Consider the following 13,513-nt stretch of genomic DNA (forward strand, 5'->3'; position numbering starts at 1 on the left):
CGCGGCCCACGGGGGAACGCGGCCCCGTGGAGAGCCCGGGCCACGGGGCCTTGGGCTCGACGCGCCCGACGGGCTCCCGGGGCACGCACCCGGAGAGGCCTCAAGGGGCAAGGGCCTTGGGAGTCCGCGGCCCGGCGGGAGGCCTAGGCGGTGAGTTCGTCGTAGATGCTCAGGACGTGCGCCACCGTGTCGTCCTCCGTCTGCCAGGTCGCCGCCTGGGCCCGCCCCGCCCGGGCCAGGCCGGCCCGCCCGGCGGGGTCGGTGAGCAGCTCGCGCAGCGCGTCCGCGAGGGCCCCGGGGTCGCCGTACGGCACCAGGCGCGCCGCGTCGCCGACGAGTTCCGGGACGCCCCCGACGGCCGTGGCGACCAGCGGGATCCCGCGCCGCAGCGCCTCCTGGGCGAGCACCGGCCGGGCCTCCCAGCGGCTGGGCAGCACGGCGACATCCGCGGCGCACAGCAGGTCGCCGATGCCGTCCCGGTGCCCCAGCAGCCGGACCGGCAGCTGTTCGGTGTCGATACGCCGCTGGAGGGCGCCGCGCTCCCGCCCCTCGCCCGCGATCAGCACCAGCGCTCCGGGCTCCCGCAGCCGGGCCGCCGCGTCGAGGAGGACGTCGTACCCCTGCCGGGGCAGCAGGGGCCCCACGGACATCACCAGGGGCCGTCCGACGGCGCCGAGTTCGGCCCGGGCCTTGTCGGGTGTGAGGATCTCGTCCCCGGTGCGCAAGGCCGGCAGCGGTACGGCGACGGGCGCCAGCCGGGCATCGCGGGCGCCCCGGCCGCGGGCCCGGTCGACAAGTTCGGAGCAGGTGCCGAGGAGGACGGTGGCCGCCCGAGCGGCCCGGCGCTCCAGCAGTCCCGCCGCGCTGCCCCGGGCGCCCCCGGACCGGGCCGCCCGGGTGTGCCAGGTGACGACGAGCGGGACCCGCAGCCCGCGGAGCGCCGCCGCGGCGCGTGCCCCGGCGTGCAGCCCGTGCGCGTGCACCAGGTCGGCGCCCCGGCACACCGATCGGAGCGCGGCGACGGAGAGGGGGTCACCGCGCCGCGGGACGGGCGCGAAGTCGGCACCGGCGCCGGGAAAGTCGTAGTCGTGTTCCAGTCCCGCCGGGGCGCAGACGGTCACCCGCACGCCCCGCGCGACCAGCCCCGAGGCCAGTGACCGGACGTGCGCTCCGCTCCCCGCGCTGCCGCCGCCCAGTACCTGGACCGTACGCAACTGTGTCACCCGCCAAGGATGCCAGCCCGTACGGCCGTTACGGCAATGTGCATGTACGGGGCCGCTACCCCCGTACCCGTATGTCACTCACACGGGTGAGGCGGCGGGGCTCCCGGCCGCGGCGGCCGTACCGGTCCGGTCCCCGTAGACGGCCGCCGCGACGACGCCCGCCGCATGCAGAACGAGCCCGGCCCGCCCGTTGGCGGCCACGATCGCGGTACCGAGCGCCGCACCCAGGGCATGCGCTCCGGTGTCGCCGAGCATGGTCTCCTCGGTGAGGTCGGCGACCGCGACGGAGGCCGCCGCGCCCATCGCCGCCGCGGTACGGGCGCCCGCGGTGCCGCCGCGCAGCAGTCCGGGCGCGCCGACGCCGAGGACCGTCAGAACGGCCCGGCCGGGGGCCGTGTCGACCAGATTGACCAGATGCGCGGTACCGGCGATCACCACTCCGGCGAGGACCCGGTCGGCCGGGCGCTCCTTGAGGAGACAGCCCGCGGCGAGCCCGGCGGCCCCGATGCCCAGGAGTTTCACACCGCCGCCGGTGAGTTCGCCGTCGCGCAGCGCGCCCAGATGGGCCCGGAAGCCGCGGCGGGGGTCGCCCGCGGCGGCATGGTCGTCGAAGGCGCCGCAGGCGGCGGCCGCGAGAACGGTGACCGCGGTGATGCCGCCGCTCCCGGCGGCGGCCCCGGCGGCGACGGCGGGACCGGCGAAGAGGGTGACGGCCCGCCCGTAGCGGTTCTCGCGGCGGAAGCGGGCGCCGAGACCGCCGGGCGCGGCCGGGCCGCCGCGGCGCAGCGCCGCGTACACCCCGGCCCCGACCACGAAGGCGGTCCCGAACGCCCGGGCCCTCATCCGTCGCTCCGGGCGGCCGCGAGCAGCTCCTCGGCGTGGGCGCGGGCGGTGCTGGAGTCCTCCTGGCCGGCCAGCATCCGGGAGAGTTCGCGTACCCGGTCCTCGCCTTCCAGGACGGTCACACCGCTGCGGGTGACGGAGCCGTCGTTGGTCTTCTCGACGAGGAGCTGCCGGTCGGCGAAGGCGGCCACCTGGGGCAGATGGGTGACCACGACGACCTGCGCGGACCGGGCGAGCTTGGCGAGGCGGCGGCCGATCTCGACGGCCGCCTTGCCGCCGACGCCCGCGTCGACCTCGTCGAAGAGGTAGGTGGGGACCGGGTCGGTGCCCGCGAAGACGACCTCGACGGCGAGCATCACCCGGGAGAGTTCACCACCGGAGGCGCCCTTGGCGATGGGCCGCGGCGGGGCCCCGGGGTGCGGGGCCAGCAGCAGTTCGACCTCGTCGACGCCGTACGGGCCGCAGGCGACGGTCCGGCCGTCGATCTCGACACCGTCCGGGTCGTCCTGCTGTCCGACGGCGAAGGAGACCCGGGCGTGCGGCATCGCCAGGGACGCCAGCTCCTCGGTGACGGCGGCGGCGAACCGGTCGGCGGCCTCGGTCCTGGCGGCGGTGAGCCGCCGGGCGAGCCCGCCGAGTTCGGCACGGAGCGCGTCGCGTTCGGCGGTGAGTTCGCCGATGCGGTCGTCGTCGCCGTCGAGTTCGGTGAGCCGGACGGCGCCCGCCTCGGCCCAGTCGACGACGGCCGCGATGTCCTCGCCGTACTTGCGGGTGAGCCCGGTGAGCACGGCCCGGCGCTCCTCGACGGCCGCGAGCCGCAGCGGGTCGGCCTCCAGCCGGTCCGCGTATCCGGCGAGTTCCCCGGAGACGTCGGAGAGCAGGATGGAGATCTCGCCCATGCGGTCGGCGAGGGCGGCGAGGGCGGGATCGTGGGCGCGTACGGCGTCGAGCGCCCGGCCGGCGCCCGCGACGAGGGTCGTCGCGTCGACGCCCTCGGGGTCCTCGGGGATGCCCGCGAGGGCGGCGTGCGCCGCGGACGCGGCGGAGGCGAGCGCCTCGGCGTGCCGGAGCCGCTCCGCCTCGGCGGCGAGTTCGGTGTCCTCGCCGGGGCGGGGTTCGACACCCGCGATCTCGTTCAGTCCGAAGCGGAGCAGATCGGCCTCCTGGGCCCGCTCCCGGGCCCGGGTGGTCAGCTCGTCCAGTTCGGCCGTGAGCGCCCGCAGCCCGCGGTAGGCGGCGGTGTAGTCGGCCAGCGGCCCCGACACGGCGGCACCCGCGTACCGGTCGAGCGCCGCCCGCTGCCGGGCGGGCCGCAGCAGGCCCTGCTGGTCGGTCTGGCCGTGGACGGCGACGAGCTCGTCCGCCAGCTCCGACAGCAGTCCTACGGGCACCGAGCGGCCGCCGAGGTGGGCCCGGGAACGGCCCTCCGCGGAAACGGTCCGGCTGATCAGCAGGGAGCCGTCCTCCAGTTCGGCGCCGGCCTCCTCGGCCCGCCGGGCGGCGGAGGCGTCCGCGCCGACCGCGATCCGCCCCTCGACGACGGCCGACTTCGCGCCGATCCGTACCAGCGCGGGGTCGGCACGCCCGCCGAGCAGCAGCCCCAGGCTGGTGACGACCATGGTCTTGCCAGCTCCGGTCTCGCCGGTCACCGCGGTGAACCCGGGGGACAGCTCGACGACGGCGTCGTCGATGACCCCGAGGGACCGTATCCTCATCTCCTCCAACACGGACACGACCATACGAGGTTTCCCGGGCCGCGCGCGACGCGGACCCCGTGCGGATATCCCCCTCATCACCTGGTACTACCGGGCCCGTACGCCCTTATGCTCCGCAGATGCCGGAAAACACTTCACCGGAACTGGTGATCGCGTCTTCGGGAGCGTCGGCGCGTCTCCACGGCCTCGCTCTGACATTCGTACACGGGCGGACTACCTGGCGGATCCCGGCGGCGGCGATCCGGACGGCGGAGACGGGCGGGCCGGGTCCCCGGCCGGGGGTCACACTCCGCTTCCGCCCCGGCGTACCCCTTCCGGAAGACACTCCACCGTTCCTCTTCCTGCCGGCGGAGAACGTGCATGCCGCCGAGGCGTTCCGGGCGGGAGTGGCCGGGGCGGTGGCCGCGGCCCCGGTGGTGGACGCGGCGGAGGTCCTGGTCACGGTGGTCGTGCGGCCGTCGCGGCTGGACCGGATACGTCAGTCGGCCGACCGGACCCGGATCCTGTGCGGCGCGGCCTGGCTGGTCTGGTTCGCGGCCGTCCTGACGGTGACACTCCGGGCGGAGACTCCCTGGGCGGCCGCCGTGCTCACCTTCCAGTCCCTCTGGATCGCCCCGCTCGGATGCTGGATCATCGGCATGGGGATACCGGCGCGCAGCCGCCCCCGGCGGCCCCGCTATCTGCGGCGGCTGCGCCGGAACGGCATCACGGTCGGGGGCCGCATCACCGGCTACCACTCGGCCCGCTACGACAAGCAGTACTTCCCCGTGCTCGACTTCACAACGGCCGACGGGCGGGAGTTCGAAGGCGTGGTCTCCCTCCGGATCGTCTGGGAGAAGGAGAGGCTCCCCGGGTTCACCCTTGTCGTCTACGACCGGGACGACCCCGCCCTCGCCTCGGTCACCGGCCCCAGGGAGTCCTTCGCGGGCTTCGCCGTCGTACTCGGGCTGGTCATGCTGGCGGTGTCCGTCGGGATGCTGGTGGGCGGCACGGGTATCTGAGTCGGCCCCTCCTTACCCCTACTGCGCGGGCGGCGCCCCCCGCCATCCCGCGACCGGCAGCGCGAACTTCGCCACCAGCCGGTCCGTGAACGACGCGTGGTGCAGCCGGGCCAGCCGGACCGGGACGGCCCCCCGGCGCACCTCGACCCGCGCCCCCGGCGGCAGTTCCACCGTGCGGCGCCCGTCGCACCAGAGCACCCCGTGCGGGGTGTGCTCCTGCACCTCGACCGCGAGCACCGAGGTGGGCGAGGTCACCAGCGGCTTGGCGAACAGGGCGTGGGCGCTGATCGGGACCATCAGCAGCGCCTCCACCTCGGGCCACACCACCGGACCGCCCGCCGAGAAGGCGTAGGCGGTGGAACCGGTGGGGGTGGCGCAGACGATGCCGTCGCAGCCGAAGGCGGTCACCGGGCGGCCGTCGATCTCCAGGACGACCTCCAGCATCCGGTCCGGGGAGACCTTCTGGACGGCGGCCTCGTTCAGCGCCCAGTCGCGGTGCACCACATCGCCGTTACGGTGCACGACGACATCGACGGTCATCCGCTCCTCGACCTCGTAGGCCCGGTCGACGACCCGGTTGACGACCCGGTCGAGGTCGTCGCGTTCGGCCTCGGCGAGGAAACCCACCCGCCCCAGGTTCACCCCGAGCATCGGCACCCCGGAGGCGCGGGCGAACTCGGCGCCGCGCAGCAGGGTGCCGTCACCGCCGAGGACGACGATCAGTTCGCAGCCGTCGAGGGCGCACGGGGTGGCCTCGGGGACGGTCTCGACGGCCGGGGGCAGCGGCAGATCGGCCGCCTCCGCCTCCAGCACCCGGACCCGGAGCCCGCTGCGGAGCAGGCCCTCGACGACGAGTTCGGCGCTGCGGACGGCGGCCTTGCGGCCGGTGTGCGCGAGGAGGAAGACGGTCCGTTCGGCGGGGGCCGCGGGCCCGGCCGTCCCCGCCGCTGCCGGGTCCGTCCCGGCCGCTCCGGCCGCGGTCGCTGCTGCTGTGGTCGCTCCTGCTGTGGTCAACGAGGCCCCTCCGCCACTGCTCGATCGACGTCCGCCGGGTCCAGCTCGGGCGCCCCGGCCCGCAGCCAGAGGAAGTACTCGACGTTCCCGGAGGGGCCGGGCAGCGGGCTGGCGGTGACGCCCAGCACGCCCAGTCCGAGGGCCGCGGCCTGTCCCGCCACGGTCCGCACGGCCTCCTTGCGCAGTTCGGTGCTGCGGACGACACCGCCGCTGCCGAGCCGCTCCTTGCCCACTTCGAACTGCGGTTTCACCATCAGCACCAGATCCGCGTCCGGGGCGGTGCAGCGGACCAGGGCGGGCAGGACCAGCCCGAGGGGAATGAACGAGAGATCCCCGACGACCAGGTCGGCGCGTTCGCCGCCGAGGTCCTCCGGGGTCAGTTCGCGGACGTTGGTGCGGTCCTTGACGGTGACCCGGTCGTCGCTCTGCAACGACCAGGCGAGCTGCCCGTAGCCGACGTCGACGGCGAAGACATGGGCCGCGCCCGCCCGCAGCAGGACATCCGTGAAGCCTCCGGTCGACGCCCCGGCGTCGAGCGCCCGCCGCCCCGCCACGACCAGCCCGAGGGGGCCGAACGCGGCCAGCGCGCCCGCGAGCTTGTGGCCGCCGCGGGAGACGTAGTCCGGGTCCCCGCCGTCGTCGGCCACCACGATCGCGGCAGCCGTCTCGACCTGGGTGGCGGCTTTGGTCGCGGTGGCGCCGCCGACGGTGACCCGCCCGGCGGCGATCAGCTGGCTCGCGTGCTCGCGCGAGCGCGCGAGACTGCGGCGTACCAGCTCTGCGTCGAGACGGCGACGGGCGGCTCCTGCCACGTTCGGTTCAGCTCCTGTGGTCGTGCGGTACGGGGTGCGGGGGGTGCTGCGCGGCGGGGCCGGGCGCGTCCAGCGCGCTCAGCACCGTACGCAGGCCCTCGTGTACATCCTCGTACACGTCCAGGTGTCCGTCGGCCGTCAGGTGGTCGGCGTCGGCGAGCCGGTCCAGTACGGCGTCGACCGCGGCGTCCCCGGTCGGGTTCCGGACCACGCCCAGGGGCGCGGGCGCGGCCGGTTCGTACGCGGTCGGCGGGGCCGCCCCGTCCGGTCCGGCGGGCTCACCGGTGGCCCCGGTGGCACTCGTTCCGTCCACGAGGTCCGCGCCGCCCTCGGAGTCGGCAGCGTGACCGGGAGCGGCCTCCGGGCCCGGACGGCCGGGCATCACGTCGTTCATGCCCCGACGCTACCCCGAAGGACTGGGGTACGGTCGATCACGATGGCGACGAAGGAAGAGTGCCGTGAGGCGCTCGGCAGACTCAGTGACAATCTCTCGCGCGCGGACGACGGCGTCCGCGGCGCGACCGCGCTCGACCGCTCCATGAGCTGCCACATCAGGGATCTGGATGTGACGTTCACCGGGCGGCTGCGGCAGGGTGTGATCGAGGTCGCGGGGGACCATCAGGGTCCGCCGCGCGAGAAGGCCGAGATCAGGCTGGCGATGACCGGCGACGATCTCGTGGCGATGGTCGACGGCGGGCTGAACTTCGGGAAGGCCTGGGCCTCGGGCCGGGTGAAGCTGGAGGCCGGCTTCCGCGATCTGATGCGCCTGCGCTCCCTGCTCTGACCGGCCCGCGGAACCGGCCCCGGGCCGACCGGCCCCGGGGCGAAGAACCGGGGCGGCTGCGGGCGGGGGGGGTGAACAGGGCGTCTCTCAGAGGGCCTTCGCCGTCTCCGCCCGGTCCGCCCGGTCCGCGGGCACCGTCCCGGCGCGCCGCCGGGCCACCGGGACCACCAGCGGCGTCCCGGACTCCGGATCGTCGATCACCCGGCTCCGTACCCCGAACACCTCCTCCACCAGCTCCGCCGTGACCACGTCCGACGGCGCTCCCTCGGCGACGACCCGGCCGTCCCGCAGGGCGATCAGATGGGTGGCGTACCGCGCGGCCTGGTTGAGGTCGTGGAGCACCGCGACCAGCGTCCGCCCCTGGGTCTCGTGGAGCTCGGCGCAGAGGTCCAGGACCTCCAGCTGGTGCTGGATGTCGAGGAAGGTGGTGGGCTCGTCGAGCAGCAGCAGCGGGGTCTGCTGGGCGAGCGCCATCGCGATCCACACCCGCTGCCGCTGCCCGCCGGAGAGTTCGTCGACATAGCGCTCGGCCAGCTCCGCGACCCCGGTCGCGGCCATCGACTCCCGGACGATCCGCTCGTCCTCGGGGGACCACTGCCGCAGCAGCCCCTGATGCGGATAGCGGCCCCGGGCGACCAGGTCGGCGACCGTGATCCCGTCGGGTGCGATGGACGTCTGCGGCAGCAGGCCGAGGATCCGCGCCACCTTCTTCGCGGGCAGGGAGTGGATCGTCTGCCCGTCGAGCAGCACCCGCCCCTCGGTGGGCTTGAGCATCCGCGCCAGGGCCCGCAACAGGGTCGACTTGCCGCAGGCGTTGGGGCCGACGATCACCGTGAACGAATTGTCCGGAATCGCCACCGTCAGACCCTCGGCGATCACCCGCCGGTCATAGCCGAGCGTGACCGATTCCGCGGTGAGTCGCTGCATGGGGGTCGTACTCCTGGGTCGCGTCCGAGGGCTCGGGATCCGGCGGCCGGCCCGGACCCGCCCGGCGTGCCGCCACCGGCGGCGGGATGCCGACGGATACCAACAGAACAGCCGGAAAGGTTAGGTTAGCCTATCCTCTTCCGGATCCGGGGGGCCGGTCACCAGCCCAGCCGGGCCAGCGCCTTGTCCGCCGCGGCCGTGCTCCCGCCGTCACCGGCGTCCGTCCAGGCCGCCGCGGCCAGCGCCCGCAGCCCGTCCAGCGCCGCCCCCTCGCCCTCGACGGCCAGTGCCCCGCCGCGTACGGAAGCGGTCCAGCCGCCGCAGCCGAATCCGGACACCGCGTCCCCGGTCACCTCCGGCTGCCCGGTCAGCAGCCCCCGCAGATCCGCGTCCACATATGTCGGCCGGTGCCGCGGCTCCGCCGCCAGGAGCTGCGCCGGGTCCGTCACTCCCGTCAGCACCAGCAGCGAGTCCACGTCCCCGTTGAACGCGCCCTCGATATCGGTGTCCAGCCGGTCCCCCACCACCAGCGGCCGCCGCGCCCCGGTCCGCAGCACGGTCTCCCGGTGCATCGGGGGCAGCGGCTTGCCCGCGACCTCCGGCTCCGCGCCGGTGGCGATCCGCACCACCTCCACCGCGGCCCCGTTGCCCGGCCCGATACCGCGGGCACCGGGAATCGTCAGATCGGTGTTGGAGGCGAACCAGGGCACTCCGCGCCTGATCGCGTAACTCGCCTCGGCGAACCGTCCCCAGGGCAGTTCGGGCCCGCCGTAACCCTGGACGACGGCCGCCGGATCGTCGTCCGCCGACTCGACGGGCACCAGCCCCCGCTCCCGGAGCGCCAGCCGCAGCCCCTCCCCGCCGATCACCAGCACCCGGGAACCCGCCGGAACCCGATCGGCGATCAGCCGGGCCACGGCCTGCGCCGAGGTGATGACCTCCCCCGGCTCCGCGGGCACCCCCAGCTCGGTCAGATGCCGGGCGACCGCCTCCGGCGGGCGCAGCGCGTTGTTGGTGACATACGCCAGCGCCATCCCCGCGTCCCGGGCCGCCAGCAGCGACGGGACGGCGTGCACGACGGCCTCGCCGCCCGCGTACACCACCCCGTCGAGGTCGAGCAGGGCGGTGTCGTACGCCGCGCAGAGCGCCTCCGCACTGCCGTCCGGCCTGGTCCTGACCCGCAGCCCACTCATCCGTCAACACTCCTCATACCGGCGGTCACTCCCCCGATCATCGCTCATGCCGGACCGCGCTTACGATGCACGGATGAACAGCGAAGGTCCCGCGGCCACCGACGGCCTGCGTCTGCTCCCCTTCCGCGGACTGCGCTACGTCCCCGAACGGGTCGGCTCCCTCGCCGCCGTGACCTCCCCGCCGTACGACGTCGTCGTCCGGCCCGACGGGCTCGACCATCTGGAGTCGTCCGACCCGCACAACATCGTCCGGCTGATCCTGCCGCAGGCCCCCACCGCCGGGGACCGCCACCGCCGGGCCGCCGACACCCTGGCCCGCTGGCTCGCCGAGGGCGTGCTGGCCGCCGATCCCCAGCCCGCCCTGTACGTGTACGAACAGCGGCACGGCGACCTCCTCCAGCGCGGGCTCATCGGCGCCCTGGCGCTCTCCGAGCCCGCCGACGGCATCGTCCTGCCGCACGAGGACGTCATGCCCGACATCGTTGCCGACCGGGCCGCGCTGATGCGGTCGACCGACGCCAATCTCGAACCGCTGCTCTTCACCTACCGCGGCGAGGGCGAGGCGACCGGCGCCACCGCCGTCGTCGAACGGACGGTCCGGCAGCCGCCGCTGCTGGCGACGACCACGGAGGACGGCTTCGGGCACCGGCTGTGGGCGCTGACGGACCCGGCGGAACTCGCCGCGGTACAGCGGGACCTGGCCGGACGGCAGGCGCTGATCGCCGACGGCCACCACCGGTGGGCCACCTATCTGCGGCTGCGCGCCGAGCATCCGGATCCGGGCCCCTGGAACTACGGCCTGGTCCTGCTGGTCGACACGGCCCGCTATCCCCTGCGGGTCCGGGCGATCCACCGGCTGATCCGGCGGCTCCCGCCCGCCGAGGCGCTCGCCGCACTCGACGGTGCGTTCCGGGTACGCCGGCTGGACCTGCCGCTGCCGGCGGCGCTCGACGCCCTCGCCGGGGCCGCGGCCGGGGGCAACGCCTTCCTGCTCGCCGGTGACGGCGCCTTCCATCTGGCCGACCGGCCGGACCCCGCCCTGATCGCCCGTACGGTGCGGGCCGACCGGCCGGAGCCGTGGCGCGCGCTGGACGCGACGGTGCTGCACGCGACCCTGCTGGAGGAGCTGTGGCGGATCCCGGACTCCCCGGACGACATCGGCTACATCCACGACACGGCGGCGGCCGTCGCCCAGGCGGAGCGGCACGGCGGTACGGCGGTGCTGCTGCATCCCGTACGTGAGGACGTGGTCCGTGAACTGGCCCGGCAGGGTGTGACGATGCCCCGCAAGTCGACGTCCTTCGGTCCGAAGCCGGCGACCGGGCTGGTGCTGCGGAGCCTGGCACTGGAGTAGCCCGCGGCGGCGAGCGGAACAGAAAGGGGCGGCTCCTCGTCGAGGAGCCGCCCCTTTTTCACCGCTGGTTACGCGTCACGGTCCCGGTCGTCGCCGGCCTCGGCCGCACCGTCGCCATCGACCTCGTCGACATCGGCATCGCCGTCGACATCAGCGTCGTCGGTGGCGTCGGCCGGGGCGGCCTCGGCGGCGGGTGCGGAGTCGTCCGCGTCCTCGTCGAGGTCCATCGCGTCGACGAACTCCACGCCGTCCATCTCCGCCAGCCGGTCGGAGGCGTCGGTCGACCCGTCCTTGTCGGCCTCCAGGGCCTTGGCGAACCATTCACGGGCCTCGTCCTCGCGCCCGGCCGCCAGCAGGGCGTCGGCGTAGGCGTACCGCAGACGCGCGGTCCACGGCTGGACGGAGGCGGAGGCCAGCTCCTGGCTCTGCAGGGTGACGATGGCGGCGTCCAGCTGCCCCAGGTCGCGCCGGGCTCCGGCGGCCACCAGCCGCATCTCGACCTGTCCGGCCTTGTCCAGCTTCTGCGTCTCGGGCTCACCGGCCATCGCCAGCGCGCGCTCCGGCCGGCCGAGGCCGCGCTCGCAGTCCGCCATCACGGGCCACAGCTCGACTCCGCCGGTCATCCGCCGCGCGGCCCGGAACTCGGCCAGGGCCTCGGAGTACCGCTGGGTCGCGTACGCGGCGAACCCGGCGGCCTCGCGGACCGCGGCGACCCGGGAGGCCAGCCGGAGGGCGATACGGGAGTAGGCGTACGCCTCCTCCGGCTCCTCGTCGATCAGCTTGGCGACCATCACGAGGTTGCGGGAGACGTCCTCGGCGAGGCCCTTCGGCAGGCTCTGGAGCTCCTGCCGCACGTCCTGGTCGATCTCGTCGCCGGTGACGTCGTCCGGGATCGGCAGCCGCTTGACCGGCTCGCGCTCGGGCCGGTCACGGTCCCGGTCGTCGCGGCGGAAGCCACCGGACCGGTCGTCGCGGCGCCCGTAGCCACCGCCACCACCGGGACGGCCCCCGCGGTCACGGTCACGGTCGCCGGGTCGCCCGCCGGGGCGGCCGCCACGGTCACCACCGCGGTATCCACCACGGTCGTCGTCACGGCGGAACGACGGACGGTCGTCGCGGCGGTCGTCACGGCGGAAGGTGGAACGGTCGTCGCGACGGAAACCGCCACCACGCTCACCACGGTCACCGCCACGGTCGTCGTCACGGCGGAACGACGGACGCTCGTCACGGCGGTCGTCACGACGGTCATCGCGACGGAAACCACCGGAACCGCCGGGGCGGTCGTCACGACGGGGACCACGGTCGTCATCACGGCGCGGACCACGGTCACGGTCGCCGCCGCGGTACCCGCCACGGTCACCACCGCGGTCGTCATCACGACGGAACGACGGACGGTCGTCACGACGGTCGTCACGGCGGAAGGTGGAACGGTCGTCACGGCGGAAACCGCCGGAGCGGTCGTCGCGGCGGGGCCCGCGGTCGTCATCACGGCGGAACGCCGGACGGTCGTCACGGCGGTCGTCGCGACGGAAACCACCGGAGCCACCGGACCGGTCGTCACGACGCTCGTACGAGCGCTCGCCACCGCTGCGGTATCCGCCACGGTCACCACCGCGGTCGTCGTCGCGACGGAAGGAGGGACGGTCGTCACGACGGTCATCGCGGCGGAAACCACCGGAGCGGTCGTCACGACGCGGACCACGGTCGTCATCACGACGGAACGACGGACGGTCATCACGACGATCGTCACGACGGAAACCACCGGAACCACCGGACCGGTCGTCACGACGGGGACCACGGTCGTCATCACGGCGCGGACCACGGTCACGGTCGCCGCCGCGGTACCCGCCTCGGTCACCACCGCGGTCGTCATCACGACGGAACGACGGACGGTCATCGCGGCGGTCGTCGCGACGGAAACCACCGGAACCACCGGACCGGTCATCACGACGCGGACCACGGTCGTCATCACGACGGAACGACGGACGGTCATCACGACGATCGTCACGACGGAAACCACCAGAGCCACTGGAGCTGCCGGAGCCGCCGGGGCGGTCGTCACGCCGTCCGTAGCCGCCGCCCGAGGGCCGGCCACCACGGTCGTCCCGGGCACCGCGGTATCCACCACGGTCGCCGTCACGCCGCGGGCCACGGTCGTCTCGACCGCCGCGGAATCCGCCCCGGTCGGCGCCGTCTCGACGGCGCGGTTCGCGCTCCGGACGGTCGTCGGGAGAGTTGGGGGACATCGGCGTGACTCCTGTCTGCAGGTACTGCGGCCATTCTCGCGCACCCGGCGGGGGTGCGCTCTGTGTACGGAAAGCAAAAAGACCCTGGGTCCAGCGTTGAACGCTGGACCCAGGGCCCTGAAAGATTGTTCGGCGGTGTCCTACTCTCCCACAGGGTCCCCCCTGCAGTACCATCGGCGCTGAAAGGCTTAGCTTCCGGGTTCGGAATGTAACCGGGCGTTTCCCTTACGCTATGACCACCGAAACCCTAACGGTTTCGAGCGAACAAGCACACTTTTTAATTGATGTTCTGCTCGAACCGGCAACGGTCGTTGCCTCAGAACTAACACAGTGGACGCGAGCAAATATGGACAAGCCCTCGGCCTATTAGTACCGGTCACCTCCACCAGTTACCTGGCTTC

12 protein-coding genes, 1 rRNA gene and 1 pseudogene are annotated in these 13,513 nt (G+C 74.2%); 3 read left to right on the forward strand and 11 right to left on the reverse strand.

Annotated features, from left to right (window positions below; translation table 11 throughout):
• Positions 1–143: 143 nt before the first annotated feature.
• From ACWDR0_RS22265 to recN, 3 genes are all read right to left on the reverse strand, one after another.
• Positions 144–1,223 (reverse strand): glycosyltransferase family 4 protein, encoded by a 1,080-nt coding sequence (locus tag ACWDR0_RS22265; protein ID WP_456353470.1) that lies wholly within the window; start codon positions 1,221–1,223, stop codon positions 144–146.
• A gap of 78 nt (positions 1,224–1,301) precedes the next feature.
• Positions 1,302–2,066, reverse strand: coding sequence for a hypothetical protein (locus tag ACWDR0_RS22270; protein WP_456353471.1), 765 nt, complete (start codon positions 2,064–2,066; stop codon positions 1,302–1,304).
• Complete coding sequence (recN, locus tag ACWDR0_RS22275; protein WP_456353472.1) at positions 2,063–3,805, reverse strand: DNA repair protein RecN; 1,743 nt, start codon at positions 3,803–3,805, stop codon at positions 2,063–2,065. The genes ACWDR0_RS22270 and recN overlap by 4 nt, the downstream gene beginning before the upstream one ends.
• 332 nt (positions 3,806–4,137) lie before the next feature.
• Here recN and ACWDR0_RS22280 point away from each other — a divergent pair, with 332 nt between their 5' ends.
• Positions 4,138–4,782 carry a hypothetical protein gene (locus tag ACWDR0_RS22280; RefSeq protein WP_456353473.1) on the forward strand — a complete coding sequence of 215 codons (645 nt, stop codon included), beginning with the start codon at positions 4,138–4,140 and terminating at the stop codon, positions 4,780–4,782.
• 18 nt (positions 4,783–4,800) lie between these two features.
• Here the strand turns inward: ACWDR0_RS22280 and ACWDR0_RS22285 are convergent, their stop codons facing one another.
• From ACWDR0_RS22285 to ACWDR0_RS22295, 3 genes are read right to left on the reverse strand one after another with little or no spacing between them, the layout of a single operon-like run.
• On the reverse strand, positions 4,801–5,796 hold the full coding sequence (locus ACWDR0_RS22285) for an NAD kinase (RefSeq protein ID WP_456353474.1): 996 nt from the start codon (positions 5,794–5,796) through the stop codon (positions 4,801–4,803).
• Positions 5,793–6,608: a TlyA family RNA methyltransferase gene (locus tag ACWDR0_RS22290; RefSeq protein ID WP_456353475.1), complete on the reverse strand. Its 816-nt coding sequence runs from the start codon at positions 6,606–6,608 to the stop codon at positions 5,793–5,795. Before ACWDR0_RS22290 ends, ACWDR0_RS22285 begins: the two co-directional genes overlap by 4 nt.
• A 7-nt stretch (positions 6,609–6,615) precedes the next feature.
• Complete coding sequence (locus ACWDR0_RS22295) at positions 6,616–7,002, reverse strand: hypothetical protein (protein WP_456353476.1); 387 nt, start codon at positions 7,000–7,002, stop codon at positions 6,616–6,618.
• 42 nt (positions 7,003–7,044) lie between these two features.
• On the opposite strand from ACWDR0_RS22295, the gene ACWDR0_RS22300 reads away from it, so the two are divergent.
• Positions 7,045–7,392: an alkyl sulfatase C-terminal domain-containing protein gene (locus tag ACWDR0_RS22300; protein ID WP_456353477.1), complete on the forward strand. Its 348-nt coding sequence runs from the start codon at positions 7,045–7,047 to the stop codon at positions 7,390–7,392.
• 87 nt (positions 7,393–7,479) lie between these two features.
• Here ACWDR0_RS22300 and ACWDR0_RS22305 read toward each other — a convergent pair whose 3' ends face one another.
• Both ACWDR0_RS22305 and ACWDR0_RS22310 read right to left on the reverse strand, forming a co-directional pair.
• Positions 7,480–8,319: an ABC transporter ATP-binding protein gene (locus ACWDR0_RS22305; RefSeq protein ID WP_456353478.1), complete on the reverse strand. Its 840-nt coding sequence runs from the start codon at positions 8,317–8,319 to the stop codon at positions 7,480–7,482.
• Positions 8,320–8,477: 158 nt separating this feature from the next.
• Positions 8,478–9,512 carry an HAD hydrolase-like protein gene (locus tag ACWDR0_RS22310; RefSeq protein ID WP_456353479.1) on the reverse strand — a complete coding sequence of 345 codons (1,035 nt, stop codon included), beginning with the start codon at positions 9,510–9,512 and terminating at the stop codon, positions 8,478–8,480.
• Between the two features lie 73 nt (positions 9,513–9,585).
• Here ACWDR0_RS22310 and ACWDR0_RS22315 point away from each other — a divergent pair, with 73 nt between their 5' ends.
• Positions 9,586–10,866, forward strand: coding sequence for a DUF1015 domain-containing protein (locus tag ACWDR0_RS22315; RefSeq protein WP_456353480.1), 1,281 nt, complete (start codon positions 9,586–9,588; stop codon positions 10,864–10,866).
• Between the two features lie 68 nt (positions 10,867–10,934).
• Here ACWDR0_RS22315 and ACWDR0_RS22320 read toward each other — a convergent pair whose 3' ends face one another.
• From ACWDR0_RS22320 to rrf, 3 genes and pseudogenes are all read right to left on the reverse strand, one after another.
• Positions 10,935–11,720, reverse strand: a complete 786-nt coding sequence (locus tag ACWDR0_RS22320) for a tetratricopeptide repeat protein (RefSeq protein ID WP_456353487.1) — start codon at positions 11,718–11,720, stop codon at positions 10,935–10,937.
• Between the two features lie 459 nt (positions 11,721–12,179).
• A pseudogene (locus ACWDR0_RS22325) lies at positions 12,180–12,869 on the reverse strand (tetratricopeptide repeat protein); the annotation flags it as partial.
• Between the two features lie 370 nt (positions 12,870–13,239).
• Positions 13,240–13,356, reverse strand: a 5S ribosomal RNA gene (gene rrf, locus ACWDR0_RS22330).
• Between the last annotated feature and the right edge of the window lie 157 nt (positions 13,357–13,513).

Source organism: Streptomyces sp. NPDC003691 (assembly GCF_053981115.1).

Bases quoted from the DNA above. Each gene is read 5' to 3' on its own strand.
- ACWDR0_RS22270 (WP_456353471.1), bottom strand. From the start codon at position 2,066: ATGAGGGCCCGGGCGTTCGGGACCGCCTTCGTGGTCGGGGCCGGGGTG.
- recN (WP_456353472.1), bottom strand. From the start codon at position 3,805: ATGGTCGTGTCCGTGTTGGAGGAGATGAGGATACGGTCCCTCGGGGTC.
- ACWDR0_RS22295 (WP_456353476.1), bottom strand. From the start codon at position 7,002: ATGAACGACGTGATGCCCGGCCGTCCGGGCCCGGAGGCCGCTCCCGGT.
- ACWDR0_RS22300 (WP_456353477.1), top strand. From the start codon at position 7,045: ATGGCGACGAAGGAAGAGTGCCGTGAGGCGCTCGGCAGACTCAGTGAC.
- ACWDR0_RS22305 (WP_456353478.1), bottom strand. From the start codon at position 8,319: ATGCAGCGACTCACCGCGGAATCGGTCACGCTCGGCTATGACCGGCGG.
- ACWDR0_RS22310 (WP_456353479.1), bottom strand. From the start codon at position 9,512: ATGAGTGGGCTGCGGGTCAGGACCAGGCCGGACGGCAGTGCGGAGGCG.
- ACWDR0_RS22315 (WP_456353480.1), top strand. From the start codon at position 9,586: ATGAACAGCGAAGGTCCCGCGGCCACCGACGGCCTGCGTCTGCTCCCC.